28 protein-coding genes and 1 pseudogene are annotated in these 24,666 nt (G+C 52.8%); 6 read left to right on the forward strand and 23 right to left on the reverse strand.

The window, feature by feature from the left end; genetic code table 11:
- Nucleotides 1-17: 17 nt before the first annotated feature.
- The 3 genes from IM294_RS15275 (at nucleotide 18) to dgcQ (ending at nucleotide 2,967) form a co-directional block, all read left to right on the forward strand.
- Nucleotides 18-932: a DUF808 domain-containing protein gene (locus IM294_RS15275; RefSeq protein ID WP_169804339.1), complete on the forward strand. Its 915-nt coding sequence runs from the start codon at nucleotides 18-20 to the stop codon at nucleotides 930-932.
- A 78-nt stretch (nucleotides 933-1,010) separates the two neighbouring features.
- Entirely contained in the window at nucleotides 1,011-1,193 is a 183-nt protein-coding gene (locus IM294_RS15280; protein ID WP_028013710.1) for a YodC family protein, read from the forward strand.
- 73 nt (nucleotides 1,194-1,266) lie between these two features.
- Nucleotides 1,267-2,967 carry a cellulose biosynthesis regulator diguanylate cyclase DgcQ gene (gene dgcQ / locus IM294_RS15285; RefSeq protein WP_126818444.1) on the forward strand — a complete coding sequence of 567 codons (1,701 nt, stop codon included), beginning with the start codon at nucleotides 1,267-1,269 and terminating at the stop codon, nucleotides 2,965-2,967.
- Here the strand turns inward: dgcQ and IM294_RS15290 are convergent.
- On the reverse strand, nucleotides 2,952-3,752 hold the full coding sequence (locus IM294_RS15290; RefSeq protein WP_126818445.1) for a mannosyl-3-phosphoglycerate phosphatase-related protein: 801 nt from the start codon (nucleotides 3,750-3,752) through the stop codon (nucleotides 2,952-2,954). The two genes, dgcQ and IM294_RS15290, sit on opposite strands and share 16 nt — an antisense overlap.
- A 301-nt stretch (nucleotides 3,753-4,053) precedes the next feature.
- Nucleotides 4,054-4,281 carry a YodD family peroxide/acid resistance protein gene (yodD, locus tag IM294_RS15295; RefSeq protein ID WP_028013707.1) on the reverse strand — a complete coding sequence of 76 codons (228 nt, stop codon included), beginning with the start codon at nucleotides 4,279-4,281 and terminating at the stop codon, nucleotides 4,054-4,056.
- 128 nt (nucleotides 4,282-4,409) lie between these two features.
- Between yodD and dsrB the strand changes: the two genes are divergently transcribed.
- Nucleotides 4,410-4,598 carry a protein DsrB gene (gene dsrB, locus IM294_RS15300; RefSeq protein WP_013097741.1) on the forward strand — a complete coding sequence of 63 codons (189 nt, stop codon included), beginning with the start codon at nucleotides 4,410-4,412 and terminating at the stop codon, nucleotides 4,596-4,598.
- A gap of 102 nt (nucleotides 4,599-4,700) precedes the next feature.
- Here the strand turns inward: dsrB and rcsA are convergent, their stop codons facing one another.
- From rcsA to fliF, 14 genes and pseudogenes are all read right to left on the reverse strand, one after another.
- Entirely contained in the window at nucleotides 4,701-5,324 is a 624-nt protein-coding gene (gene rcsA, locus IM294_RS15305; RefSeq protein WP_013097740.1) for a transcriptional regulator RcsA, read from the reverse strand.
- 287 nt (nucleotides 5,325-5,611) lie between these two features.
- Nucleotides 5,612-6,404 (reverse strand): annotated as a pseudogene (gene fliR / locus IM294_RS15310) (flagellar biosynthetic protein FliR); the annotation flags it as partial.
- Nucleotides 6,405-6,411: 7 nt separating this feature from the next.
- Nucleotides 6,412-6,681 (reverse strand): flagellar biosynthesis protein FliQ, encoded by a 270-nt coding sequence (gene fliQ / locus IM294_RS15315; protein WP_008500315.1) that lies wholly within the window; start codon nucleotides 6,679-6,681, stop codon nucleotides 6,412-6,414.
- A gap of 9 nt (nucleotides 6,682-6,690) precedes the next feature.
- Nucleotides 6,691-7,428 (reverse strand): flagellar type III secretion system pore protein FliP, encoded by a 738-nt coding sequence (gene fliP, locus IM294_RS15320; protein ID WP_028013705.1) that lies wholly within the window; start codon nucleotides 7,426-7,428, stop codon nucleotides 6,691-6,693.
- Entirely contained in the window at nucleotides 7,428-7,802 is a 375-nt protein-coding gene (fliO, locus tag IM294_RS15325; protein WP_126818447.1) for a flagellar biosynthetic protein FliO, read from the reverse strand. The genes fliP and fliO overlap by 1 nt, the downstream gene beginning before the upstream one ends.
- A gap of 2 nt (nucleotides 7,803-7,804) precedes the next feature.
- Nucleotides 7,805-8,218 carry a flagellar motor switch protein FliN gene (gene fliN, locus IM294_RS15330; RefSeq protein WP_003859592.1) on the reverse strand — a complete coding sequence of 138 codons (414 nt, stop codon included), beginning with the start codon at nucleotides 8,216-8,218 and terminating at the stop codon, nucleotides 7,805-7,807.
- Entirely contained in the window at nucleotides 8,215-9,219 is a 1,005-nt protein-coding gene (gene fliM, locus IM294_RS15335; RefSeq protein ID WP_028013703.1) for a flagellar motor switch protein FliM, read from the reverse strand. Before fliM ends, fliN begins: the two co-directional genes overlap by 4 nt.
- Nucleotides 9,220-9,223: 4 nt before the next feature.
- Nucleotides 9,224-9,694, reverse strand: coding sequence for a flagellar basal body-associated protein FliL (gene fliL, locus IM294_RS15340; protein ID WP_021241388.1), 471 nt, complete (start codon nucleotides 9,692-9,694; stop codon nucleotides 9,224-9,226).
- Nucleotides 9,695-9,800: 106 nt separating this feature from the next.
- On the reverse strand, nucleotides 9,801-11,033 hold the full coding sequence (gene fliK / locus IM294_RS15345; RefSeq protein ID WP_126818448.1) for a flagellar hook length control protein FliK: 1,233 nt from the start codon (nucleotides 11,031-11,033) through the stop codon (nucleotides 9,801-9,803).
- On the reverse strand, nucleotides 11,030-11,473 hold the full coding sequence (fliJ, locus tag IM294_RS15350) for a flagellar export protein FliJ (protein WP_006811155.1): 444 nt from the start codon (nucleotides 11,471-11,473) through the stop codon (nucleotides 11,030-11,032). Before fliJ ends, fliK begins: the two co-directional genes overlap by 4 nt.
- A 21-nt stretch (nucleotides 11,474-11,494) precedes the next feature.
- Nucleotides 11,495-12,865 (reverse strand): flagellar protein export ATPase FliI, encoded by a 1,371-nt coding sequence (gene fliI, locus IM294_RS15355; protein WP_023330814.1) that lies wholly within the window; start codon nucleotides 12,863-12,865, stop codon nucleotides 11,495-11,497.
- Nucleotides 12,865-13,572 carry a flagellar assembly protein FliH gene (gene fliH / locus IM294_RS15360; protein WP_045260350.1) on the reverse strand — a complete coding sequence of 236 codons (708 nt, stop codon included), beginning with the start codon at nucleotides 13,570-13,572 and terminating at the stop codon, nucleotides 12,865-12,867. Before fliH ends, fliI begins: the two co-directional genes overlap by 1 nt.
- Nucleotides 13,565-14,563, reverse strand: a complete 999-nt coding sequence (fliG, locus tag IM294_RS15365; protein ID WP_014832476.1) for a flagellar motor switch protein FliG — start codon at nucleotides 14,561-14,563, stop codon at nucleotides 13,565-13,567. The genes fliH and fliG overlap by 8 nt, the downstream gene beginning before the upstream one ends.
- On the reverse strand, nucleotides 14,556-16,235 hold the full coding sequence (gene fliF, locus IM294_RS15370; RefSeq protein ID WP_126818449.1) for a flagellar basal-body MS-ring/collar protein FliF: 1,680 nt from the start codon (nucleotides 16,233-16,235) through the stop codon (nucleotides 14,556-14,558). Before fliF ends, fliG begins: the two co-directional genes overlap by 8 nt.
- Before the next feature lie 228 nt (nucleotides 16,236-16,463).
- Between fliF and fliE the strand changes: the two genes are divergently transcribed.
- Entirely contained in the window at nucleotides 16,464-16,778 is a 315-nt protein-coding gene (gene fliE, locus IM294_RS15375) for a flagellar hook-basal body complex protein FliE (protein ID WP_028013699.1), read from the forward strand.
- A gap of 587 nt (nucleotides 16,779-17,365) precedes the next feature.
- Here fliE and IM294_RS15380 read toward each other — a convergent pair.
- The 4 genes from IM294_RS15380 to IM294_RS15395 form a co-directional block, all read right to left on the reverse strand.
- Nucleotides 17,366-18,460 carry an acyltransferase gene (locus tag IM294_RS15380; RefSeq protein ID WP_047367840.1) on the reverse strand — a complete coding sequence of 365 codons (1,095 nt, stop codon included), beginning with the start codon at nucleotides 18,458-18,460 and terminating at the stop codon, nucleotides 17,366-17,368.
- 104 nt (nucleotides 18,461-18,564) lie between these two features.
- The gene (locus IM294_RS15385; protein WP_028013697.1) at nucleotides 18,565-20,199 is read right to left on the reverse strand and encodes a DUF6056 family protein; all 1,635 of its coding nucleotides are present in this window, start codon (nucleotides 20,197-20,199) and stop codon (nucleotides 18,565-18,567) included.
- On the reverse strand, nucleotides 20,196-21,119 hold the full coding sequence (locus tag IM294_RS15390; RefSeq protein WP_028013696.1) for a glycosyltransferase family 2 protein: 924 nt from the start codon (nucleotides 21,117-21,119) through the stop codon (nucleotides 20,196-20,198). The genes IM294_RS15385 and IM294_RS15390 overlap by 4 nt, the downstream gene beginning before the upstream one ends.
- Nucleotides 21,116-21,478, reverse strand: a complete 363-nt coding sequence (locus tag IM294_RS15395) for a GtrA family protein (protein ID WP_028013695.1) — start codon at nucleotides 21,476-21,478, stop codon at nucleotides 21,116-21,118. Before IM294_RS15395 ends, IM294_RS15390 begins: the two co-directional genes overlap by 4 nt.
- A gap of 385 nt (nucleotides 21,479-21,863) precedes the next feature.
- Here IM294_RS15395 and yedD point away from each other — a divergent pair, with 385 nt between their 5' ends.
- Nucleotides 21,864-22,277 (forward strand): lipoprotein YedD, encoded by a 414-nt coding sequence (gene yedD, locus IM294_RS15400; protein ID WP_028013694.1) that lies wholly within the window; start codon nucleotides 21,864-21,866, stop codon nucleotides 22,275-22,277.
- 44 nt (nucleotides 22,278-22,321) lie between these two features.
- Here yedD and amyA read toward each other — a convergent pair whose 3' ends face one another.
- The 3 genes from amyA to fliS are packed head-to-tail and all read right to left on the reverse strand — an operon-like array spanning nucleotide 22,322 to nucleotide 24,646.
- A complete protein-coding gene (amyA, locus tag IM294_RS15405) occupies nucleotides 22,322-23,809 on the reverse strand; it encodes an alpha-amylase (protein WP_126818450.1) in 1,488 nt (495 codons plus the stop codon).
- Between the two features lie 52 nt (nucleotides 23,810-23,861).
- The gene (gene fliT / locus IM294_RS15410; protein ID WP_045260347.1) at nucleotides 23,862-24,236 is read right to left on the reverse strand and encodes a flagella biosynthesis regulatory protein FliT; all 375 of its coding nucleotides are present in this window, start codon (nucleotides 24,234-24,236) and stop codon (nucleotides 23,862-23,864) included.
- A 5-nt stretch (nucleotides 24,237-24,241) separates the two neighbouring features.
- Nucleotides 24,242-24,646: a flagellar export chaperone FliS gene (gene fliS / locus IM294_RS15415; protein WP_045260346.1), complete on the reverse strand. Its 405-nt coding sequence runs from the start codon at nucleotides 24,644-24,646 to the stop codon at nucleotides 24,242-24,244.
- Nucleotides 24,647-24,666 lie beyond the last annotated feature (20 nt).

Below are 24,666 nucleotides of genomic sequence, written 5' to 3' on the forward strand. Positions count from 1 at the left end.
AAAAAAGAAGGATCACCATTTTGGCAGGAAGTAGCTTATTAACATTGCTGGATGATATTGCCACCTTACTGGATGATATTTCCGTGATGGGGAAACTGGCGGCGAAGAAAACCGCAGGGGTGCTGGGGGACGATCTCTCGCTTAACGCCCAACAGGTGAGCGGGGTACGGGCTAACCGTGAGCTGCCGGTGGTGTGGGGTGTGGCAAAAGGCTCGTTTCTGAACAAAGTGATCCTGGTGCCGCTGGCGCTGCTGATCAGCGCATTCATCCCCTGGGCCATCACGCCGCTGCTGATGATTGGCGGGGCATTCTTGTGCTTCGAAGGCGTGGAGAAGGTCCTGCACTCTTTGAGCTCGCGCAAGCAGAAGGATACCCCGGAGGCGCGCCAGCAGCGCCTTGAAGCGCTTGCCGCGCAGGATCCGAAAGTTTTCGAGCGCGATAAAATCAAAGGCGCCATTCGCACCGACTTTATTCTGTCGGCTGAAATTGTCGCCATTACGCTGGGCATCGTCTCCGATGCGCCGCTGCTGAATCAGGTGTTGATCCTCTCCGGGATCGCCATTCTGGTCACGGTGGGCGTTTACGGCCTGGTCGGGCTGATCGTGAAGCTGGATGATATCGGCTACTGGCTGGAGGAGAAATCCAGCGCGGTGGCTAAAGGCATCGGCAAAGGCTTACTGACGCTGGCGCCGTGGCTGATGAAGAGCTTGTCCGTGGTGGGGACCCTGGCGATGTTCCTCGTGGGCGGCGGCATTGTGGTCCACGGCATAGCGCCGCTGCACCATGCCATCGAACATTTCGCCTCGGCGCAGGGGAGCGTGGTGGCAGCGATTCTGCCCACGCTGCTTAATCTGGTGCTGGGCTTTATCGTTGGCGCTATCGTGGTGGCGGCGGTGAAACTGATCGAAAAAATGCGCGGTACGGCGCACTAATTGTTACCCGTCGCAGGGTGCAAAAAGACCATTCCTCGTCTAAATTGAAACAGTTTCACCCTGATACAGGAGGCAGGTATGGTCTTTTTGGTCAGTGATGAAGTTAAGCCTAAGAAGGGCGGCCCGCGCATGATTGTCACCGGGTATTCCAGCGGAATGGTGGAATGTCGGTGGCATGATGGCTACAGCATTAAGCAGGAAGCCTTTCGTGAAGATGAGCTTCAGCCGGGTGACGGCCAGCGCAAGCACGATCAGGCTTAATCACATAACGCCCGGCTTTGCCGGGCGTTTTTAACTGAAGTACCGGGTGTAAGGCAGTAATCAGGGAGTGTGTGTGCAGCGCGATACCTTTGTTGTAAGACGATCTTTTCTGCAATGGCTGCATAAGCGTAGCAATCCGGGTTTGATTGTTAACCTCTGTTTTATCACTGTTCTGGTATTTTCAACCCTCCTGACCTGGCGTGAAGTGGTGGTCCTCGAAGAGGCGTATATCTCCAGCCAGCGCAACCACCTGGAAACCGTGGCCAGCTCGCTGGACAGGCAGCTGCAGTACAGCGTGGATAAAATGCTGTTATTTCGCCAGAGCATGCGCGATGCGCTACAGACGCCGCTGGCCTTCAATGTTTTGCACGATGCAGTATCGCACTTTAACGCATTACGCATGCGTCCCACCTGGCAGCTCCTCGTTGACAGAAATCGCACACTTCCGATTAACGGCGTCTCGGATGCGTTTGTTGAAAAAACGTCGATTCTGAACCGGGACGCTGAACGCATCAGCAATGAAATTTCAGCCGCGCTTGAAGTGGGTTATCTGCTCAGGCTGGCGACGTCGAGCAGGCATAGTGAATCGCGGGTGATCTACGTTTCACGCGCCGGGTTTTATCTTTCGACGGACACGCTAACAGAGGCGAGCGATATTATCCCCCGCTATTATCACCTGGTCACGCAGTCCTGGTTTACCCAGCAGTCGGAACGTAACAATCGCTCCCGCGCGGTGCGCTGGTTTATCTCCACGCCGTCATCCTGGACCGGTGACGAGCGAACGATCACTGCCAGCGTCCCCATCTATTTCAATCGCTACTGGTATGGCGTGGTGGCGATGGATTTCTCGCTGAATACGATGCAACGCCTGCTGGCAGAGGCGACGGACGACCGTACGGAGGGGGAGTATCAGCTGTACGACTCCCGGCTCAATATGATTGCCTCCTCTGAAAAGACAGATAAACAGGTGAACCATTTCGATGAACGCGAACTCGCGCAGATAGCGCAGGCGATCGAGCACGATACTGGTGGTGGCATCCGCCTCGGCAGCCGTTTCATCAGCTGGCAGCGGCTCGATCATTTTGATGGCCTGGTTTTGCGTGTCCATACTCTGCAGGAAGGGGTACAGGGCGACTTCGGCAGCATCAGTATCGTACTGGCATTACTGTGGGCACTCTTTACCGCGATGCTGCTGATTTCGTGGCTGGTGATCCGCCGGATGGTCAGCAATATGTATACGCTGCAGCACTCGCTCAAGTGGCAGGCCTGGCACGACCCGCTAACCCGCCTGAATAATCGCGGCGCGCTGTTCGAACGCGCGAAACTGCTGGCGAAGAAGTGTCATCAACAGTCGTTGCCGTTCTCGGTCATTCAGTTAGACCTCGACCATTTTAAAAGCGTCAACGATCGGTTCGGTCACCAGGCCGGTGATAAGGTGCTTTCCCACTCGGCAGGGCTGATTTCCAGCGCATTGCGTAAAAACGACGTGGCAGGACGCGTGGGCGGGGAAGAGTTTTGTATCGTCCTGCCGGGGCTCGGTCTTGAGGAGGCGAGAGGCGTCGCGGAGCGTATTCGCTGCCGAATCAACAGCAAGGAGATTCTGGTGAAGAAGAGTACGACCCTGCGCATCAGCGCGTCACTCGGCGTCAGCAGCGCCCGGGAAAACGAAAATTACGATTTCGAACAGCTGCAGTCCGTGGCGGATGCCCGGTTATATAAAGCTAAACAGGACGGACGTAACCGGGTTGTCTGGCACGATCATGACAAAAAGTGATCCAGCCCCTCCTGCCAGCCGAGCGGTCCCGCCTGCCGGGTGTGATAAACCCGGCGGGGGTTATCGTCCCGTAACGTAATACCCTGCCGGTTTATCCCCTTAATCACCACCGCGAAGTCCACGCTGTCCAGCAGCGGCGCGTCGTTCGGCCCATCGCCGAGCCCCAGGGTCGTGGGTTCAATATTTTCCCGTTCACGGTACTGCGCGATTAGCCAGTTAGCCGCAACGTCCTTACCGCAGCCGGCATCGAGAATATGCCAGAAACGGGCACCCTGCAGGCATTTCAGCCCGCGTTGCGCCAGAGACGCTTCAAACCGGGCCATGGCTTCGTCGGAATCACGCCAGATGAGCGTGACGGAGGCGTCATGCTTGCGGGCAAGCGCCGCCCGGTAGCGGGTCACCCCCGTCCATTCGCTAATGACGCGTTCGTCCACGTCGTCAAAGGTGGTGAATTTGAAGCCCGCCTGCTGGCGGATTTGCTCAATAAGCGGACGAATCTCCCGGTGCGTCATGCCGTTGATGTGGCGCTGACCCATTTCCCAGCGCACGTCAGGCTGAATCACCGCGCCGTTCTCAGCGATAAACGGTAACCCTTCCAGACCCAGATCCTGCTGAATATCCAGCATCTCTGCCGCGCTCTTGCTGCTGCAAAGAATCACCGGTACCTGGTTATCCTGCAGTTTATCCAGCCACGGCATCGCGGGCTGCCACTCATAGGTATGAATATCCAGCAGCGATCCATCCAGATCGGAAAAAATCAGCAGGGGACCCCGGAGTGAAAGCATAGTAACTCCCGAAAACGAATGAGCCTTAATCTAAGAATATTCCTAAAAAAATATCTGGGCTTAAACCGGATTGAAAAGAACTGCTCCAGCCAAACCCGCATTCGGCGTATGTTGTTGCTCATAACCAAAACGATTATGTTAAAAATATTATATTCGCCGTAAGAATATATGCTTGTCATGCAAAATCGTTGGGGATAGTGTTGTTTGTACATCAGATTTCCTGGTGTAACGAATTTTCAAGTGCTTCTTGCATAAGCAAGTTTTGATCCCGGCCATCCCCATGACCGGGATTTTTTTCATGCTAACGATTTGCTTCAGACACGCTAAAGTCATGAATATCCAGCTCGAAGGCCTCCGCCAGCTCGCGGTAGGTGTGATAATCCCTCCCGTTAACAATGACGTGGTCCGAACCATCGTTCGTGCGGCGGACTTCTGACTCACTGATCTCATTGATGGCGGCCAGCAGGGCATCGACATCCACCTCGACCTCGCGTTTGATGGTGTCGCTGTACTCTTTATCGGTCTTCATTACGGGGCTCCTCATAAAACCGTGTCCACGGTAAGTATAGACTGTGTATAAAAACGCCATTCACGCCGTGCGGCGATGTGTGTTTTTGCGTTTTGTTCTACACTGGCTCAAAACCAGAGGAGGAATGTATGAAGGTCAACGATCGGGTAACCGTTAAAACGGACGGTGGGCCGCGCCGCCCGGGGGTGGTGCTGGCAATTGAAGAGTTTAGTGAAGGCACAATGTACCTGGTCTCACTGGAAGACTACCCGCTCGGTATCTGGTTTTTTAACGAACTGGGGCATCCGGACGGCATTTTTGTTGAGAAAGCCGAGTAGTATGGCGTCGGGTGGCATTGCGCGTGCCCGACCACGTCCGCAAAAGCAAAAATCTCTGGCCAGGCCAGAGATCAAAGGTAGGGTGCAAAGGGGTTTAAGCCACTAACGCATGTTGACGAAAATCCCGTTCGTCACATTATCGGTCAGACGTACCACGTGATAGATCACTTGCTTATTATGCGTTTTAATTTTCCTTTTAATATTTCCTTTGTGTGACGAAACGGTTTTCGCTTTAATATTCATCTGGTCAGAGATCTGAATAGTTCCTTGTCCAGCCATCCACATTCGCAGCATACTTGATTCAGTCCTGCTTAATGAAAGGGTGGGTAAGTTAACCGCTCCTACATTTTTAACTTCTTTATTCAAATAATCACCCAGAATGTCATCCAGCGACTCGGGTTTAATCGACTTAGAACTGATCAATAAATTTTTACGGACCAACAAATACTCATCGAAATGGATATTCGCGATCGCCATAAAAACAATAAACAGGGTTTTTGGATGCTGATTAATGATTTGCTTAATGTGCTGACTGTTGGCTGGATCGTGAATGAAACAGTCCTCATTAATAAACACCACGCCTGGTTTGAGTTCGTCACAAGCGGCTGCGAGTTCTTCAACGGTGTGTGCATCGTTGATGTCTCTCTTTCTTACCCCTCTGCTTGCCAGGTACCCGGTTAACCCTAGCCGGGTGTAGCTGCATAAATCCATAATGATCGTTGACATGGCATACCCTCACTCAATGCGTAACGATAATTCACCATCTGCCTGAGAGCTCAAAACAGCCATACGGGATGGAAAAAAATAATAAACCTGTGAGCATGACAAAGACTTTCAGGCGGACTCACTATCCCGTAAAGTTACGTATAATTTGCCAGGAATCTTCTTAAAGTAAAGTAAATATTAAGTATTGTGAGGTGGTTAGAAACATTTAAACCGCGTCAGATATATCCTGGAAGATGTTTTTCGCGTTTTATTTTAGGAATATCCTCAGAAAGACAATAGCGATCGTGAGGACTATTATTTACGTGGCAATTCGCTGACAATATCCGCTAACAGATTGAATATCTCGCCGAATAAATGTTCACAGAAGGGGGCGATAAGTGGCATCAGTAATGACATTAATAAAATTCCGACCGTCAACGTTAGCGGAAAACCAATCACAAACACCGAGAGCTGCGGTGCCATTCTGTTCAGCAAGCCTAATGCCAGGTTGACGGTGAGCAGCAGGGTGATGATCGGCAGAGCCAGCATCAGACCGTTGAGGAAGATCAGCCCCGCCGCGCGGGTCAGCGCGAGGAAGGCATTGCTGTTGACCGGGTTATCACCGATCGGCAGCGTATGGAAAGTATCCACCAGCATGGAGATGAGCCACAGATGACCGTTGAGCGACAGAAAGAGCAGCATGGCGAGCAGATCGATGATGCGCGCCAGCACCGGCATGTTGAGATGGCTGCCGGGATCGACAAACGTGGCGAACGATAGCCCCATCTGCAGGCCAATCAACTCACCGGCCGTGCGCACGGCGGCGAAGGCGAGCTGCATGGTAAAGCCCACGGCGACGCCAATCATTACCTGTTGTAAAGCGACCCATACCGCGTTAGCCGAGAAGATGGGAATATCCACGGGTGGCAGGGAAGGGGCGACGATAATGGTGATGATAATGCCCAGCCCCACCTTAACGCGCTTGGGGATCGATTTCTCGCTGAGAATGGGGGCGGTGGAGATCAGCGCCAGAATGCGCAGCATCGGCCAGAAATAGATGCCGAGCCACTGAACCCACTGGTCGCTGGTGAAGTGCAGCATCGTCAGGTCAGCCGATGATGTACGGCAGATTGGTAAACAGGTTGCGCATATAGTCCAGCAGCAGGTTCAGCATCCACGGTCCGGCCACGATAATCGCCACAAATACGGCGATGATTTTCGGGATGAACGACAGCGTCATTTCGTTAATCTGCGTGGCAGCCTGAAGAATACTGATAATCAGGCCGGTAACCAGCGCGACAAGCAGCAGCGGCGCGGCAACGGCAATCGCGATTTTCATCGCTTCCGTGCCCATCATCATGACCGATTCGGGTGTCATTGCCGTTCCTTAACTGTAAAAACTTTGCGCCAGCGAGCTGACCAGCAGCTGCCAGCCGTCGACCAGCACAAAAAGCATGATCTTAAAGGGCAGGGCAATGGTGGCGGGCGGCACCATCATCATCCCGAGCGCCATCAGGACGCTGGCGATCACCAGGTCGATAATCAGGAACGGGATAAAGATGGTAAAGCCAATCTGGAACGCGGTTTTCAGCTCGCTGGTGACATAGGCCGGCAGCAGAATGCGCATCGGTACCGCTTCCGGGCCCTGCAGCTCGCCGGTGTTGGACAGGCGGGCGAAGAGCGCCAGGTCCGCCTCGCGCGTCTGGCGCAGCATAAATTCTCGCAGCGGCTGCGCGCCTTTTTCCAGCGCCTCCTGCATCGAAATTTTGTCTTCGCTGAACGGCTGGTAGGCGTCGGTATAAATCTTATCGATCACCGGCGACATGATGAAAAAGGTCAAAAACAGCGCCAGCCCAAGAAGCACCTGGTTTGGCGGCGCCGAAGGGGTGCCCAGCGCGTTTCGCAGCAGACCAAAAACGATGATGATGCGGGTAAAGCTGGTCATCATCAGCAGAATGGCCGGAATAAAGGTCAGCGAGGTGATGAAGACCAGCGTCTGAACCGGGAGCGACCAGCTCTGGCCGCCACCCGCAATCGGCGTGGAAACCAGACCGGGCAGCTGCGCATAAACTGCAGGAGCAAACAGGCCAACGCCCGCAAGCGTCAGGGATAACAAACGGCGCATCAGGTTCTCCCGGAACGCTTAAGCAAACTCTTCATGACGGACTGAAAATCCGCAGGGGCTTGTGCGCGCTCGTCCACCGTGACCGGGGCGGGCGGCAGTTTATGTAATACGTTGATGTTTGAGCCGGTTACGCCCAGAACCAGACGCGCATCTTCCACATCGACGATGACCACGCGTTCGCGCGGCCCAAGCGTCGTGCTGGCGCTGACCTTCAGGCCGCGGGGGCCGGCAGTTTTACCCGCCAGGCCAAAACGCTTTGCCACCCAGGCGGCGATAAGAATAAAGGCAATAATACCGAACAACGCCCCGCTCACCTGGAGCAGCGGGGAGCCGGGAACGGCGGAAGGCTGTGATATTGTTGCCTGGGTTTTCATGCTTAACGGCTCAGACGACGCATGCGTTCAGACGGGGTGATGATGTCGGTGATGCGCACGCCGTATTTATCGGCAACCACCACCACTTCACCCTGGGCAATCAGATAACCGTTGATCAGAATATCCAGCGGCTCGCCGGCCAGGCCGTCAAGGGCCACAACTGAACCCTGCGTGAGGCGCAGCAGCTCTTTAATGGTCATCCGGGTGCGTCCCAGTTCAACGGTCAGCTTAACCGGGATGTCCATAATCAGGTCGATGTCCTGCAGCGTGCCGCTGACGTCGCCGCCGCCTAACTGCTGGAATACCGCGTCCGCCGCGCTTTTTGTCGGAGTCGTTTTTTGCTCGTTTAACGCGTCAGCCCACAGATCGTCCAGTGCTCCGCTGTTTTCATCGGACGGATTGTTCATGTCACTCATTTGGGCTGTTCCTCATTCAGCGAATTCAAAATCGGGTTGATCAAGTGCTCAACGCGTAACGCATACTGACCGTTAATCGTGCCGTACTGGCTTGTAAGTACGGGGACACCATCTACGTGGGCAATAATGCGGTCGGGTTTGTCTATCGGCAAAACGTCGCCGGGTTGTAATTTCAGGATCTGGGATAACCGCATCGAAATGTCGGCAAAGTTCGCCACCAGCTCCAGCTGCGAGTGCTGCACCTGGCGCACCAGGTTTTCACGCCAGTTCTGATCTTCGTTGCGTGAGTTCTCCAGCGGCGGGTTAACCAGCAGCTCGCGCAGCGGTTCAATCATGCTGAACGGCAGGCAGATGTTGAACTCACCGGTCAGGTTACCGATCTCCACGTGGAACGGCGTATTGACGACGATATCGTTCGGGGAGGTGGTGATATTGGTAAATTTCACCTGCATCTCAGAACGGACGTACTCTACTTCCAGCGGGTTAATCGCTTTCCACGCGTCGCTGTAGGATTCCAGCGCCAGCTTCAGCATGCGGTTAATGACGCGCTGCTCGGTGTGGGTAAATTCACGACCTTCCACTTTGGTCGGAAAACGCCCGTCGCCGCCGAACAGGTTATCCACCGCGATGAACACCAGGCTTGGGGAAAACACCACCAGACCGGTGCCGCGCAGCGGCTTCAGATGAATCAGGTTAAGGTTGGTTGGCACCGGCAGGTTGCGGGCAAACTCATGATACGGCTGGATGCGGATCGCACCGACCGTGATATCCGGGCTACGACGCAGCAGGTTAAACAGCCCCATACGGAACTGACGTGCAAAACGTTCGTTAATGATCTCCAGCGCCTGCAGACGTTCACGTACCACGCGACGCTGGGTATTGGGATCGTAAGGACGAATATTATCGTCGCCGGTGAGACCCGGTTGCGGGTCGTCACTCTTATCGCTGTCGCCGTTAAGCAGCGCGTCGATTTCTGCCTGAGAAAGAATACTGTCGCCCATGTCGTTACCGCAGAATAAAGGCTGTGTACAGAACGTCAGTGACTTCCTGCTTAGGTTGACCGTTTACCAGCGGGGTGGCCAGCGTCTGCTTGATGGCGTCGACCAGCTTTTGCTTACCCACGTCGGTAGCCAGCGCGGAGGCGTCCTGACGAGAAAACAGCAGGAGAAGGCGGCTACGCACTTCCGGCAGATAATCGTTCAGGCGCGCGCGGGTTGCTTCGTCCTTCAGGCGCAGCGTAATACCGACATACAGCACGCGATCCGCATCACCGAGGTTAACGGTGAAGGTGTCCAGAGGGAAAAAGACCGGCGCCGGCGGTGGGGCAGGTTCGGCTTTGGCCGCAGCGGTTGAAGGTTCCTGCTGCATACGCCAGTAACTATAGCCCGCGGTAGCGCAGGCGGCGAGCGTGATCAACACCAGCAGCGGGATCCAGATGGAACGCTTGCTTTTTTTGGTGATAGCGGAGTCTGTCATCTGATACGAGCTTCCTGTTTCGGTACAGCTTAATAAGGTGATTATCCCGTGTCCTGCCGTCGTCAAAGCGTGGAAAAGACGGGGATAATCACGCTACCTCTGGCGTTTAGGCGAAGATGTCTACGGCACCGTTACCGCGCGCCGCGGATTGCAGGGCGGCAGGGGTCGGCAGGAGCTCATCGCTCTCTTCATTAAAACCGCCGTGCTGGCCCGGGCGTGAAGCATGGTGCTGCTGGGATGAAGACTGTTGTTGCCCGGCAAAGCTCTCGCTGCTGACGCTGCTTTGAGAAAGCTGAATGCCGTTCTCCGCCAGCGAGGTCCGCAGGACCGGCAGCGCGGCTTCCAGCGCCGCGCGCACGTGGCTGTGAGCAGAGACCATCTGCAGCTGTGCCTGGTTATCGTCCAGCTTGAGCGAGATTTGCACCTGGCCCAGATCTTCCGGGTGCAGGCGCAGCTCCGCCGTCTGCTGGCCCTGCTTAGTGAACAGGGTGATGTGCTGGCTCAGTGACTGCTGCCATTCATGTGTGCCCAGAGGCTGGCTTAGCACCGGGGCGGTGGCAACGGTTGCGGCAGGCTGGCTGGCCGCATGGCTGGAGATAATCGGCGCCAGGGTAGCGGTCGGCGAAGATGACGAAGAGGCGCTGGCGAAGTCCTGTTTCTCAGCGGCTGCGGCCACGACCGGTGTGGCTGGCGCGTTGGCGGCGAGATCCGGACCGTTGTTCTTCGCCTGGCTCTGATAGGACGCAGAAAGAGGCGCTTTATCATGGCTTCCCGCAGGCGCGTTCAGGGACGGCGGCTGTCCCGCACCGTTTTGCGAAAGCGTTGCTGAACTCAGCGCCGAGGTGGCGTGAACGCCGTCGCTACCTGCCGCACGAGAGGCGGTCGTCTGCTGGTGCGGCAGCATCGCCATCAGCGCGCTTAGCCCCGCCAGCTCTTCTTCGCTCAGCTCGGTTTTAGCGTCATCTTTACCGCTGGCCGCAGTGAGCGTCTTCAGCGCGTCGCCCTTTGACAGCGGTACCAGCCCGGAGACCAACGTTTCAAGCGGCGCGGACTCCGACGTTTCAACGCCATTCAGCGCAGGCTGACGCGAGAGCAGGTCGGCAATTTTGGCCTGCAGAGCGGTATCGCCTTTGGCATCCTGCGCGACTTTCGACAGCTTGCTGCCGGCGGCTTTCAGGTCCGCCAGGGTGAGCGGCGCATCGTTGCCCTTGCCCGTTGCATCCGTCAGGGCGCCCGCCAGCAGGGAGAGAAAGTCCTGTGCCCCCTCGGAGCCTTTCCCTGTTTGCATCCCGCCTGACGGGTCGCTGTCGCTCATCAGCAGTTGTTGCAGTGTGATCATTCCGGTTTCCTCATTGATGCGCGCTGGGCAAACTCATCCATTTTCTTCTGATCCAGGCGGTTTTCCGCCAGGGTCGAGGCTGCAATCTGCCGGTCCTGTAAGGTCTGCCAGGCCTGCAGCCGCTGTTTTTTCTCGCGCCAGAAATTCAGCGCGGTATCGACTTTTTGGGTCCACTGGTTTAGCTGCTGGCGGTGCTGCTCTATCGCCTTCTCGAGCGTCTGGATAAACTGCTGATAGTTAATCCAGCGCTGGCTGCCAATGCCCTGCGTCATATCGGTATTGAGGTTGGTGCGATATTCATGCTGATAGTCGATTAACATCTTCAACTGTTCTTCAGCCTGCTGGCACCCGCGTCGCATTGCGCCAAGCTGCAATGCGGCATCATCAACTTCTTTTTCAGCCAGATCTTTCAGCGTTGATAACGCGCTGTTTTGCGCCATGACCTTCGCCCTCCACCTGTGTTACACCTGCGGGAAAATCAGCTCCAGCGCCTGGATTGAATCTTCCCAGTCGGCACGCTCAAAAATGCCCTGTTGTAAAAACGCCTCCAGCTGCGGCCACAGGCTAATCGCCTTGTCGAGCATCGGGTCGCTGCCTTTGGCATACGCCCCCACGCTGACCAGATCGCGGTTGCGCTGGAAGCTGGAAAGCAGTTGTTTGAAGTTACGCACGCGGGCGTAGTGCTTCTCGGTAATCAATGCCGTCATCGCACGGCTGATGGACGCTTCAATATCAATCGCCGGGTAGTGCCCGGCTTCGGCCAGGCGGCGCGACAGCACGATATGGCCGTCCAGGATCGCGCGCGCGGAGTCGGCAATCGGGTCCTGCTGGTCATCGCCCTCGGTCAGCACCGTATAGAACGCGGTGATGGAGCCGCCGCCGCTGATGCCGTTCCCCGCACGCTCTACCAGCGCCGGAAGTTTGGCGAAGACCGAAGGCGGATAGCCTTTGGTGGCCGGCGGCTCGCCGATGGCCAGCGCAATTTCACGCTGCGCCATCGCGTAGCGGGTGAGGGAGTCCATGATCAGCAGCACGTGCTTGCCGCGGTCACGAAAATCTTCGGCGATACGGGTGGCGTAGGCGGCACCCTGCATACGCAGCAGCGGCGACACGTCCGCCGGCGCGGCGATCACCACCGAGCGGGCGCGGCCTTCCGCACCCAGAATGTTTTCAATAAAGTCTTTTACTTCGCGACCACGCTCGCCGATCAGCCCCACGACAATCACGTCGGCCTGGGTATAGCGCGCCATCATGCCGAGCAGGACGGATTTCCCGACGCCGGAACCGGCGAACAGGCCCATGCGCTGTCCGCGCCCTACGGTGAGCAGGGCGTTAATCGGACGCACGCCGGTATCCAGCACGTGCTCAATAGGGGTACGCTGCAGGGGGTTGAACGGCTGGGTAATCAGCGCGCCGGTTTCGGTGGTGTCCGGCGCGGGCAGGCCATCCAGCGGCTTCCCGCTTCCGTCCAGCACGCGGCCGAGCAGGGCAGGGCCAAGCGGCAGCTGTTTCCCGCTTTGCAGCCCGTCGCCGCTGATGTTTTTCGCGTAAACGCGCGCGCCGGGCAGTATGCCTTCCACCTCTTCAAGCGGCATCAGGAACAGGCGCTGGCCGTTAAACCCGACCACTTCGCTTTCCACTTCACGCGTTTCCTGCCCATCCTGACGCTCAATGACGCAGGTCGCACCCAGAGGAAGCTGCAGGCCGGTGGCCTCCAGTACCAGACCGGTGGCGCGCGTCAGTCGCCCATAACGACGAACAGATGGCAGTTGCGCCATCTTCGTCTCAAAGTTGTCGAGCGTGGTGAGCCAGCGGGTAAGGCGTGCGGTCATCAGACGACTCCCGGTGCCGCCAGGCGACACAGTTCCTGCCAGCGGGTGGCGACGCTGGCATCCAGGTCGCCTTCATCGGCAGAGACTTTGCATCCGCCGTGGTGTAAGGATGGGTCGCCGCGCAGACGCCAGCCGTGCAGGCTAAGCGTTGCGCCCAGGCTCTCTTCAACGCGCTGCAGATCGTCCGGGTGGACGCGCAGCTGCGGTTTGCCGCTGAACAGCGGTTCCTGCTGAAGCAGCCCCTGAATTTGTTTAATCAGCGCGGTGTTATCCACCACGGGCGTCTGGCCGATAACCTGACGCGCCGCCTCCAGCGCCATCTGCATCAGACGCGAGGCAATCACGCTGTCCAGCGCGTCCAGCGTGTGCTGGAACTCGCTGACCAGCTGCTGCATGCGGGCATGGATCGGCGCCTGCTGCTGGCGCGCCTGATCGATGCCGTGCTCTAACCCTTTCGCCAGGCCTTCCTGGTACCCCAGATCGTGCCCCTTCTGGCGGCCTTCGTTCAGACCGGCGTTATAGCCCTGCTCGTGCGCCTGCATTTGCAGCTGCGCCAGCATCTGCGCTTGCTGCTCCTCTTCGCTCAGCTCGGGCTGTTCAACGTCCGCGTCGGGCTCTGCGGGCGAGACCACCGCGGGCGTGAATTCAGCAAGGGGAGGGGCCAGATCGTCCGGCGTCCAGCGCTTCCACGACAGCTCATTAGACATAGGTGTCGTCTCCGCTGCCAATCACCATCTCGCCGGTTTCCGCCAGACGACGAACGATAAGCAGGATGGCTTTCTGTTCGTTTTCCACCTGAGACAGACGCACCGGGCCGCGGTTGGCAAGGTCGTCGCGCAGTATATCGGCCGCACGCTGGGACATGTTGCGCAGGAACTTCTCGCGCAGCGGCTGTTCGGCGCCTTTGAGGGCGATAAGCAGCGACTCGGAATCCACTTCCTGGAGCAGGCGCTGGATGCTGCGGTCGTCCACTTCGACGAGGTTTTCGAACAGGAACATCTCGTCGATGATTTTCTGCGCCAGCTCGCCGTCGAATTCGCGAACCGCCGAAATGACGGCTTCTTCCTGCTGCGTTTTCATCAGGTTGATAATTTCCGCCGCCGTTCTCACGCCGCCCATTTTGCTGCGCTTGAGGTTCTGACCGTCGAGCAGGTTGTTCAGCACTTCGGTCAGCTCCGCCAGCGCGGCAGGCTGGACGCCGCCGAAGGTGGCGATACGCAGCATCACGTCGTGACGCAGGCGCTCTTCGAACAGGGCCAGAATATCGGCCGCCTGACCACGTTTGAGGTGAACCAGGATGGTGGCGATAATCTGCGGGTGCTCGTCGCGAATAAGGTCGGCGGCACTCTGCGGCTCCATAAAGTTGAGCGTTTCGATACCGCTGGCGGTATCGCGGGTTTCCAGAATGTCTTCCAGCAGGCTGGCGGCACGCTCTTCGCCCAGCGCCTTGACCAGCACGGAGCGCAGGTAGTCGTTGGCGTTGACGTTCAGCGCGGCAAACTGTTCGGCTTCCTGTTCAAACTCTGACAGCACTTCGGTCAGCTGTTTGTTGGAGATTTGACGCACGTTGGCCATCGCCGCACTGAGAATTTGCACTTCTCGCTGGGAGAGGTGTTTAAACACCTCTGCCGCGCGATCTTCGCCAATGGTCATCAGCAGGATGACGCTTTTATCGGTGCCCGTAAGCGTATTACTCATGTTCGTTACCCATCCACTGGCGGATGACCAGCGCCACGACGCGCGGATCGTTATCTGACATTTCGCGAATGCGCTGGCTCATCACCTCAGCGCCCATGCGCTGGTTAGCACGACGCTGCTGCATCTGTTCATCTTTGCTGAGGCGAACTTCAACCGCTTCTTCCGTTTCCTGACGCGTATTCATCTGCTCGCGCGCCGCTTTTTCGGCTTCCGCACGGCGCTGGAGCTGAGGACGAATGCCCTTACGCCACAGCAGCCACGCGACAATCAGCACCAGCAGCCAGCGGCCTGCGGACATCAGCTGGTCGATAAACGCCTGCTGTTGCCAGAACGGCAGTTCACCGCCGGTCTCTTCAACCGAGTTAAACGGAGAGTTCACCACGTTGAGGGTATCGCCGCGCTTCTCGGAGTAGCCCATCGCTTCGCGGGTCAGGTTTTCAATCTGCTTCATCTGCTCGGCGGTTAACGGCAACGGTTTGCCGTCCGGCAGGGTTTTGTAGTTCACCACCACCGCAACGGAAAGACGCTGAATATCGCCCACGTTCAGCTTAGTGTGGCGGATCGTCCGGTCCACTTCATAGTTCGTGGTTTCGTTACGGCTGCTGGAGCGCGGACCAGCGTTATTGGTCGTTGAGGTGGTCTGCTGATTATTTTGCTGACCGTTCTGCTGGTTGGCCGGCGGCGTGGAAATCGGCGCCGCGTTTGCCGGCGCTGGCTGGTTAGAGAGCGCGCCCGGCACGCCGCCAGGGTAGGCCCCGCCGATCTGTTCGCTGGAGTTTATCTGGCGTGAACGCATGACCGCCTGAGCCGCATCGCCGTTCGGGCTGTATTGCTCTTCGGTTTGTTCTTTATTAGAGAAGTCAATCTGCGCGGTCACCTGGGCGTGCACGTTGCTGTTGCCCACCACCGGGCCGAGGATCGCTTCGATGCGGCGCTGGAGACGGCTTTCAACGTCGGCGGCGTATTTCAGCTGCGCATCGTTCAGGTCACGCCCGGCGGTATTGGATTGCGTCAGCAGGTGTCCGCTTTGATCCACCAGCGTCACGTTACCCGGCGGCAGGCCGGCGACGGCGCTGGAGACGAGATGCGTTACCGCGCTGATTTGTCCTTCGTCCAGCGCGCGGCCGGGCTCGAGGTTCACGGTAACGGAAGCTGAAGGGGATTTCTGTTCCCGAACAAATAAAGAGGGTTTAGGCATTGCCAGGTGCACGCGGGCACTCTTCACCGGGCCTAACGTTTCAATGGTGCGAGCCAGCTCGCCTTCCAGCGCACGCTGGTAGTTTACCTGCTCGCTGAACTGGCTGATGCCGAATTTTTCCTGGTCCAGCAGCTCAAAGCCGACCGCGCCGCCCTTTGGCAGGCCCTGCTGTGCCAGACGCAGACGAAGCTCGTGCACTTTATCCGCCGGTACCTCAAGCGCACCGCCATTATCGGCAAAGCGATACGGGATGTTCATCTGGGTAAGCTGGGTGACGATGGCGCCGCCATCCTGATCGGAAAGGTTGCTGTAGAGCGTGCGGTAATCAGGGCTTTTCGCCCATAAAACCATCGCTACAAGGATCGCAATTGCGGCAGCGCCTGCCACGATCAACGGGATTTTAGGATTCGCGCGAAGGCGGTTCATCCACTCGAGTGATTTATTTTGTGGCGCTGTCGATGCTGTTGCACTCATTGCGCACCTCTTAAATCCTGGTGGTTTACGTTATTCGTGTAGAGAAACAAAACTGACTCCCGGGTCGGCAAACACGACAAAAGTTCCATATTGATGGCCCTGCCATTATTTGACGATTCCGGATTTTCTATGCGTCAAATAACCTGGTTTTTTCACGCTATTTACCGCCATTATCTTATTGACAAGCTGTTAGTCTTGACCCCGTAAAAAACCATCCAGGGGAGAGTCATGGCTATACAGGGCATTGAAGGGGTCATCAGTCAGTTGCAGGCAACGGCGATGACGGCCCGTAATCAGAATGTGGCAGAACAGCAGCCGACCATCAGCTTTGCGGGGCAACTGCATGCCGCTCTTGACCGTATCAGCGATACCCAGACCGCTGCGCGTACGCAGGCGGAGAAGTTTACCCTCGGCGAGCCGGGCGTGGCGCTCAATGATGTGATGACCGATTTGCAAAAAGCCTCGGTTTCTATCCAGATGGGGATCCAGGTGCGTAACAAGCTGGTGTCGGCTTATCAGGAAGTGATGGGGATGCAGGTGTAGGTTATCTAACCTGATGCTATTTATAATTATTAATCATCCGATCCTACAGCGTGGGGAATGTATGGGGCAAACGCTCTCGATTTCTGTTTGAGAATGAGGACCTGGTCCTGGTTATTTTTAGCCATCCAGGATCCCTACACCCGGTAAACCATTTGCGCGCCGCATTGCTGCCTCTTGCGACTGGTTGAAAGACCCGACTGCGTAATGATGGCAGGCACGGGTAATCATTGTTCCCGATTGAAGGGCTATACCCAATTACTGGGTACGATTAAAAGCAGCAATTGCACACCTCCCCGATGCGTCATCGTCACGTCTCAAGACTTCAATACCGCTTTCAAAATTACAATCATTCGAATGTGATGGAACTGAAAATAATTTCACTGGCACGTGTGTGCTGAGCCCCAAGTATGGGGCTGATCGGATAATAAATGGACGAAAATTCATTCGGAAACGCATAAGTGAGTTGATATTCTATGGAAATGATGGCGTTCTATGTATCGCGGCGATAATTAGATCCATTAGAGCGGATTATTTTATCTGGTTAACGCTATCATTTTTTAGAATGACGCACATTGGGCACTGTTTAGCTATGAAACAACACGCTCTGGGTTGTTTCTGTCTATCCATGATATGATTTTCTTTGAAAGGTTAATTGATGGAATCTCAATGAGATTGAATGAAATCCATGCGATTGCAATTGAGCAGGTTGTCATAATGGCTAAGGTATAAAAACCATTCATTGAAATGCTTGGGAAATATGTGTTAGTTATTTCTATAAAAATGAAATGCCACATGTAAAGAGAAAATGAAATATTCCCGAGCATAATTAGAGGCTTGTGTTTTGCTGTCGTGAAACTTGCTTCCATTAAAGTCGTTGAGACGACAATGATAAATGCCATAGCCCCCCAGCCTAAAGGGCCGTGATCGTTGTGTTGTGTTGAAAATATTAATGCTGTAGTAACAATTATGGTTGAAATTAGCAAAATGTTTAAAACTGTTCCCCTGTATCTCGATAGCGCAGGTAAAATATTTTTATATATCAAATATGATACCATACCATATACAAAGTCAATGTATATAGGTGATGAAATAAGAGTAATAAAGTCATTTTCGATATAGTTTGTATTTACGCCATTGAGTGTTGGAGTGGCGCTCATTAATTGTGAAAATAAAACCATTGTCAAGATTATGGATGAGCATAATATAGCCCTATATTTGTGGGATATAATCATGGCTGCAAGAAAAATAATATAAAAAGAAATCTCGTAAGTTAATGTCCATGCTATTGCGAGTACATTGTATCCAAAGAAAGGAGCCCCAGCGTGATAATCGATTTGGAGAGGTGCGATTGACCATATAAACCATGCGTCTAAGCCGGTTGAGCCCTTTTTGATTGTCAAAAATATAAAGTAAATTGACACCGCCAAGATCAAAAGTGGGTAGATTCTAAAAAATCTTCTAATAAAAAACTTAAGTGGATATAAATATTCCTTTTTTTGAGTTGCAAAACAGATTATAAACCCACTAATTACAAAGAATAAATCTACACCAAAAGCTCCATTAACAAACAATAAATCCCCAAGATTTGACTGTACGTAAGTGTTGTTAACATAGCCTCTTAAATGGAACAGCACCACGAATAAAGCCGCAATTCCCCTTAAGTAATGAATACTTTTGACCATATTGATATCCTTTATATAAATAGGGATGTTTTTTACATAATACTTCAAAAGAATGGCGTTTTGGATAACGCCATTTCCGATATACCAGCAAAACTGCAAAGTGATTATTTAAATTCTAAATAATTACTAGATAGTATTTTTACTGGATCAGTAGTGTACATTCCGATATTGATTTTACTTATTTCTGATAAATCTAACTTTCCTGCATCACTATAAGTATACCAATCACTCCCTACTTTAATTGCCTTAATTATAGTATCCATGTTTATGTTATCATTATTTTTTAAAGTAACATGAGAAAAAATGGCGGTGTTATTCATCAAATAAACATTTATGTCACCCGAGATACGATATATAAGCTTATTTTTACCTGATAATTTATCAGTGTAAAAATAAATCGATTTCAATGTTATGCCTTCATTTAATTTTGCATTAACGTCTCTCTTGGGAAGTAAGTCAATGATTGAGTAATCGAAATTAATTGGCTCTTCAATGATTTTATCTACTTTAAAATAATTAAACATATATGAGTTCTTGAAAGTAGGGAAACCATCTGATTTTTTTAAAAGTCGGTTAAGGTAAAAGTCAGGTATTACGATCTCTTTTTTTCCTTCGTTGATTTGCTGTGTTAACATCGCCATGCGTATTGCATCTTGCTTTGACGCTCTTATATTAGAATAGGAAATCAGGCCGTAAGAGGGTACAAAGTAAGTCATAGCGAACACAATGACAATACTAAATATCGAGTTTTTATATATTTTTTCATTTGAAAAATTAGCAGAGTAAATTAAAAAAGAAAGGGTTATTAAAAACATAAATAAGGCACCAATACCAGATCTTTCAGGCATGTATGGTGAAGCAACAAATGCAAGGTCACACAACATCCCACCAATGAAAAATGCTAGTGCACAAATTAATGAACCCCTTGATTCTATTTTGAGTAGTCCAAATGAAAGTGCAATGAAAATGATGATTAGAAATATTGGCCATAAGCTATCCAGCGCTGCAGGAAGTCTTTCAAATAAATGTAGATCAAGTTTTTCTATTAATGTTAATGAGTGCCAATCTTTAAAATAAGACGATCTGATGGCAGAGCCTGGACTGAATAAAAGCACCGCAGAACCCAAGATAATCCCAATCAAATAGGGTGCCGACAGTTTAAAGCGGTTAAAACAAATAGAATATAAAACTGTCAGTATCGTTGCGACAATGCACGTGTTTTCGTTTGAACAACCTGCCAAAAAACCAACTAATATCCCCCCAGAATAACTAAGTAATGTATGTGGTTTTCTTTGTCGAGCGAGAATAACGAAAAATAAAGATATGTAAAATATAGGCCATAGATAGTTCGATGCGCCAACAAACCAGAAGAAAGTTTCACCAAGCGCTGGATTTGATATCCAAAGAGCTAAAAAGATAATTACTATCGAAATAGCGCTAGGTTTTGGCTTGCCATCAAATAACGCAGATGGTATCGCTGCAATAAGATAAACGCTGGCAACTAGCGCAGCAGCTGTCAAAGACTGATAGATATCATGATTGACATATTTGAGCATATATGAGCTAAATATGTTAGTAATTAGCCTTCCACTCCAGACTAAATAATGACCGATTTGCTCTTGAAGGCTGGCATGAAAATAATAATAATAATCATCTGACAATACTGGTGTGTGTAAATATGGCACCAACATAAGTAAAAAAATAATAATTAGAACTAACAGATTATTTTTGGAAATCATTTTTCTTTATTCCGTTTTAAACAATAGCGTGGTCTTTTTTTGGTTTCGATATAGATGCGCCCTATATATTCACCTAAAACACCAATGCCGATTAATTGAACGCCGCCGATAAACAGGATGGATACCAATAGGGATGTGTACCCTTTTATCGGATTGCCTATAATTAATGTTTGCAAAGTCATCCATGCGCCGTATAAGAATGAAATAGATGCAATTATGAAGCCTATATACATCCAAACCCTTAACGGGAAGGTAGAGAAACTTGTTATTCCCTCAAGTGCAAGATTCCACAGTTTCCAGCCGTTAAATTTAGTGCTGCCGGCAACGCGCTCAGCGCGTGCATACTCCACGACATCAGTACGCCCGCCAACCCAACTCAGCACGCCCTTCATGAACAAGTTGCGCTCTGGCATGAGCTGAATATTTTCCACGACCTCGCGGGACATCAGGCGGAAGTCTCCAACATTTTCTTCGATTTGCGGATTGCTGATTTTGTTATGTAGCTTATAAAACCACTCGGCGGTCTTGCGCTTCAGACGGCCATCTGTAGAGCGATCGGAGCGTTTGGCAAGCACCATATCTGCTCCGGCCTGCCACTTCTCTATCAGGTGTGGAATGACTTCAATAGGGTCCTGCAGGTCAACATCAATCGGAATAATAGCTTCTCCGCTAGCGTGATCCAGACCTGCGAACAGCGCAGGTTCTTTACCAAAGTTGCGAGTGAAGGACAGCGGAACTACAAGCGGATCGGCAAGGGCAAGTGCGTTAATAATTGATTCTGTACTATCTTTGCTGCCGTCATTAATGAACACTATCTCGACTTCATGTTGCTTAAGCTCTTCAAACTCCCGCACGGCTTTGTAGAAAATCGGAATTGCATCCTCTTCATTAAAAACTGGAACAACCAGTGAAATTTTCATTTAGCATCCCTGAATACAACGAACTTTGAATATACAAACCCGCACACCAAACTGATGGCGGAGAACACGATTAATGTGATGACAGGAGCTATGCCTGATTTGTCTGCACACCAGCCAAAAGCGGCACTCAATGTGCCCATAAAACCTACGTAAAGCATGTAGCGGATGGTTGTTGTGGAAGATTTAAAAGTGAATTTTGCATTGGCGAAGAAGCTGAACGACACAGCGACAACGAATCCGGCAAAGTTGCCAAGCGCCTGTCCTGTGTGGAATGCGTATATGCATACAGCAAAGACGACCCAATGAATTAGCGTGTTTATTACACCTATTGATGTGTATCTGGCGAATAACTTGAACATTTGAGAAATCAGTAAATTCAGAAAAGTCCGAATTGTAGCATCTGGCATTCACTTGATCGACCCTCATGTTTAACCACGCAGCATATTTATACAGTTGATTTTACAAATGATCATGCCACGCACTGCAGACATACACACCGTCTTCGTTGCGGCAGTACAGCTCACCGCTCATCTGCTTTCGTGGTCGTGAGCTGCGCCCAACCAGTCCAGCTCATTCCAATGGACAGCACGCACTCGACGATCATGAAGGTCGACCAGGCCTTTGTTGATTATGAAAAATGTTCGCTCATAACATTTATATACCGGTCTAAGACCTGTCGAACTTCGCTGGCAGCCTCTGCGCTTTAATGCCACAATATTTTTTTCTTCGAATGCAGGAAAGATGATGAAAAAAATAGCAATTGCTGGCGCGCTGCTGGCACTGACCGGGTGCGTTCAGGTCGATAACTATAATGACGTGATCAAGCATCCCGTCCCCGCGAACCTGGCGGGATACTGGCAGTCGAAAGGGCCTCAGAGCAGTCTGGTCAGCCCTGAAGCAATTGCCACGCTGGTGGTGACGGAAGAGGGTGATACGCTGGACTGCCGCCAGTGGCAGCGCGTGATTGCCGTACCGGGTAAGGTCATGCTGCGCTCAGACAGCTATTACAACGTGACCCGTAAGCTGGATATCTATCCGCTGGATCGCGACGGCGCTACGCTTGAGTATGACGGGATGGAGCTGCAAAAGGTTGCCCGCCCGACGGTGGAGTGTGCTGACTACCTGAGCAAAAACCCGCTGGAGAGTAAACTACCGTAGCCGTTTTTGTGCCGGGTAAGCGTCAGCGCCACCCGGCATTGTTTCTACAACGCATCCTCAATAACCCACACGCTGACGCTTCCCCCTTTACAGGTAAAGGTACCTTCGCCATCCGCCGCGGTGGTGACCGTTTCTTCACGATTGCCGAGGAAATCACGCCACGTTTTGTTGCCGTAGTTTTCCCCCAGGCAAATTACCTTCTCGCCGTCGTCGCCGTTCGACATCACCACCACGCAGCCGGGATCGTCTTCCGTGCCGCTGCGGCTGAAGGCGATGCAGTTTGGATGGTCAAAAAAGAGCGTCTGCACGCCGTGGGCAAAACGCTGGCGCGCGAGGATCAGCTCGTGAAGTTGCTCAATGACCGGCATATCAATATGGTACGTTTCACCGTCCCCTCCCGTATCGTCATAGCTTGCGCCGAACAGATCCGGATAGAAGACGCTCGGCACGCCGTTTTCCCGCAGCAGGATCAGCGCGTACGCCAGCGGTTTAAACCAGGCTTCGACCGGCGCTTCCAGCGCCTGCAGAGGCTGCGTGTCATGGTTCGCGACGAGGGTGACCGCATGGAACGGGTCGGCCTCCACCAGCGTGCCGGTGAAGATCTGGCTCATGTCGTAATCCCGGCCCTGACGTGACGCCTCGTGGAATTTCATCTGCAGCGGGGCATCAAACAGCATGGTTTTCCCCTCGACCTGGTCAATATAGGCCTGCAGTTTGTCAACCTCGTGGGACCAGTATTCCGCCACGATAAACAACGGCTGTTCGGCGACCTCCTGAACGTGCTCAATCCACTCTTTGTAAAACCAGGCGGGAATATGCTTGACGGCGTCCAGACGAAAACCGTCGCAGCGCGTCTGTTCCATGACCCAGCGGGCCCAGTATTTGATCTCCTCGGTGACGGCGTGATTGCGAAAGTCGATGTTTTCGCCCATCAGGTAATCGAAGTTACCCATCTCATCATCGACCTGGTCATTCCAGCCTTCGCCGGTATAGTCGTTGAGGATTTTAAAGATCCCGTCTTCATCCGGGTTTTCAATATGGTCGACGCCGCTGAAGCATTTGTAATCCCAGATGAACTGCGAATACTGCCCGGCCCGGACGGGGAAGGTATAGCGTGTCCAGGCTTCGCACTCGATGATCTCGCCATCGATTTGCGTGCGGTCCTGTTCATTCACGCGCTGAACGCGGACAGGCTCTTTCTCATCCGCCCCCATTTTGTGGTTAACCACTACGTCCAGCAGTACGGCAATGTCGTTGCTTTTGAGGGCGTCGATGGCCTCCAGCAGCTGCGCTTTATCGCCATATTTCGTGGCGATGCTGCCTTTCTGATCGAACTCGCCGAGGTCAAACAGATCGTAAGAGTCATAGCCAACCGAATACCCGCCGGAAGCCCCTTTATACGCGGGCGGCAGCCAGATCATATTGATGCCGATTTCATTAAGATTGGGGGCTAACGCTGTGACTTCTCGCCACAATTCACCGCCAGCGGGGTAATACCAGTGAAAGCATTGTAACAGGGTGGGGTTTTTCATCGTCCGTGCTCCAGAAGCCATATGGCAGACTTCTGGAGTATGGATGAAGAAATCATAATTGTGTGTCGCGGGTAACACTTTCTGGATAAAGAATATTCCCTGACAGCTTTCCATAGGTAGATGTGATGGATTGCTGTTTGCCGGTCTGATCGATGAGATTACGCAGTTCGTCCATCCGCACTTTCAGCAGCGCCTTTAACGTATTCTCATTGTCGAGGATCATCTCCAGCAGCGCACGCGCTTGCTCAACCTGAGCCGGGGGGCATGACATGATGGGCGTTTGCGAAATCCTTTCCACCAGTTGAACGTAATGCATTTCCTGCTCAATAAGCGCATCCCATTGACCAGAATGTGCGAGATTTAGCATAGCAATGCTCTGAGCATGTAACGCCTGCCAGTGGCTAAGCGCTGCGCTGGGATTATTCATCAAAATTATCCTGAAATAGAGGACGCATTGGGGCCGATTTGCTTCCACGCATCCGCAATGTTGTTTAATAAACCCTCGACTTCAACAATTGCGTCTACGTCATTACTGACGTTCGCCAGTAATAAACGTCGAACCATATATTCGTACAAGGAGGCAAGATTACTGGACAGCTCGCTCTCAACCTCCATGTTCAGTCCTGCTTTTAAACCGTTGTCGATGATGTTAATGGCTTTGGATAAAGCTTCGCCTTTTTCACGAATTTGTCCGGCTTCCATGAACAAACGCGCGCGGACGAGGGCGCTATGCGCCCCGTCGAACAACATGACAATCAGCTGGTGTGGACTGGCATTCATAACTGCGCTTTCTACTCCTATCTGCTGATAGGATTGAACACCAGAGGTCTTATACATATCCACTCCTGAAGGCTACG

It is taken from the genome of Enterobacter cloacae complex sp. P43RS, from assembly GCF_014930585.1.
Taxonomy (GTDB): Bacteria; Pseudomonadota; Gammaproteobacteria; order Enterobacterales; family Enterobacteriaceae; genus Enterobacter; species Enterobacter bugandensis.

Bases quoted from the DNA above. Each gene is read 5' to 3' on its own strand.
- IM294_RS15280 (WP_028013710.1), top strand. From the start codon at position 1,011: ATGGTCTTTTTGGTCAGTGATGAAGTTAAGCCTAAGAAGGGCGGCCCG.
- IM294_RS15290 (WP_126818445.1), bottom strand. From the start codon at position 3,752: ATGCTTTCACTCCGGGGTCCCCTGCTGATTTTTTCCGATCTGGATGGA.
- yodD (WP_028013707.1), bottom strand. From the start codon at position 4,281: ATGAAGACCGATAAAGAGTACAGCGACACCATCAAACGCGAGGTCGAG.
- dsrB (WP_013097741.1), top strand. From the start codon at position 4,410: ATGAAGGTCAACGATCGGGTAACCGTTAAAACGGACGGTGGGCCGCGC.
- rcsA (WP_013097740.1), bottom strand. From the start codon at position 5,324: ATGTCAACGATCATTATGGATTTATGCAGCTACACCCGGCTAGGGTTA.
- fliQ (WP_008500315.1), bottom strand. From the start codon at position 6,681: ATGACACCCGAATCGGTCATGATGATGGGCACGGAAGCGATGAAAATC.
- fliP (WP_028013705.1), bottom strand. From the start codon at position 7,428: ATGCGCCGTTTGTTATCCCTGACGCTTGCGGGCGTTGGCCTGTTTGCT.
- fliO (WP_126818447.1), bottom strand. From the start codon at position 7,802: ATGAAAACCCAGGCAACAATATCACAGCCTTCCGCCGTTCCCGGCTCC.
- fliN (WP_003859592.1), bottom strand. From the start codon at position 8,218: ATGAGTGACATGAACAATCCGTCCGATGAAAACAGCGGAGCACTGGAC.
- fliM (WP_028013703.1), bottom strand. From the start codon at position 9,219: ATGGGCGACAGTATTCTTTCTCAGGCAGAAATCGACGCGCTGCTTAAC.
- fliL (WP_021241388.1), bottom strand. From the start codon at position 9,694: ATGACAGACTCCGCTATCACCAAAAAAAGCAAGCGTTCCATCTGGATC.
- fliK (WP_126818448.1), bottom strand. From the start codon at position 11,033: ATGATCACACTGCAACAACTGCTGATGAGCGACAGCGACCCGTCAGGC.
- fliJ (WP_006811155.1), bottom strand. From the start codon at position 11,473: ATGGCGCAAAACAGCGCGTTATCAACGCTGAAAGATCTGGCTGAAAAA.
- fliI (WP_023330814.1), bottom strand. From the start codon at position 12,865: ATGACCGCACGCCTTACCCGCTGGCTCACCACGCTCGACAACTTTGAG.
- fliH (WP_045260350.1), bottom strand. From the start codon at position 13,572: ATGTCTAATGAGCTGTCGTGGAAGCGCTGGACGCCGGACGATCTGGCC.
- fliG (WP_014832476.1), bottom strand. From the start codon at position 14,563: ATGAGTAATACGCTTACGGGCACCGATAAAAGCGTCATCCTGCTGATG.
- fliF (WP_126818449.1), bottom strand. From the start codon at position 16,235: ATGAGTGCAACAGCATCGACAGCGCCACAAAATAAATCACTCGAGTGG.
- fliE (WP_028013699.1), top strand. From the start codon at position 16,464: ATGGCTATACAGGGCATTGAAGGGGTCATCAGTCAGTTGCAGGCAACG.
- IM294_RS15380 (WP_047367840.1), bottom strand. From the start codon at position 18,460: ATGGTCAAAAGTATTCATTACTTAAGGGGAATTGCGGCTTTATTCGTG.
- IM294_RS15385 (WP_028013697.1), bottom strand. From the start codon at position 20,199: ATGATTTCCAAAAATAATCTGTTAGTTCTAATTATTATTTTTTTACTT.
- IM294_RS15390 (WP_028013696.1), bottom strand. From the start codon at position 21,119: ATGAAAATTTCACTGGTTGTTCCAGTTTTTAATGAAGAGGATGCAATT.
- IM294_RS15395 (WP_028013695.1), bottom strand. From the start codon at position 21,478: ATGTTCAAGTTATTCGCCAGATACACATCAATAGGTGTAATAAACACG.
- yedD (WP_028013694.1), top strand. From the start codon at position 21,864: ATGAAAAAAATAGCAATTGCTGGCGCGCTGCTGGCACTGACCGGGTGC.
- amyA (WP_126818450.1), bottom strand. From the start codon at position 23,809: ATGAAAAACCCCACCCTGTTACAATGCTTTCACTGGTATTACCCCGCT.
- fliT (WP_045260347.1), bottom strand. From the start codon at position 24,236: ATGAATAATCCCAGCGCAGCGCTTAGCCACTGGCAGGCGTTACATGCT.
- fliS (WP_045260346.1), bottom strand. From the start codon at position 24,646: ATGTATAAGACCTCTGGTGTTCAATCCTATCAGCAGATAGGAGTAGAA.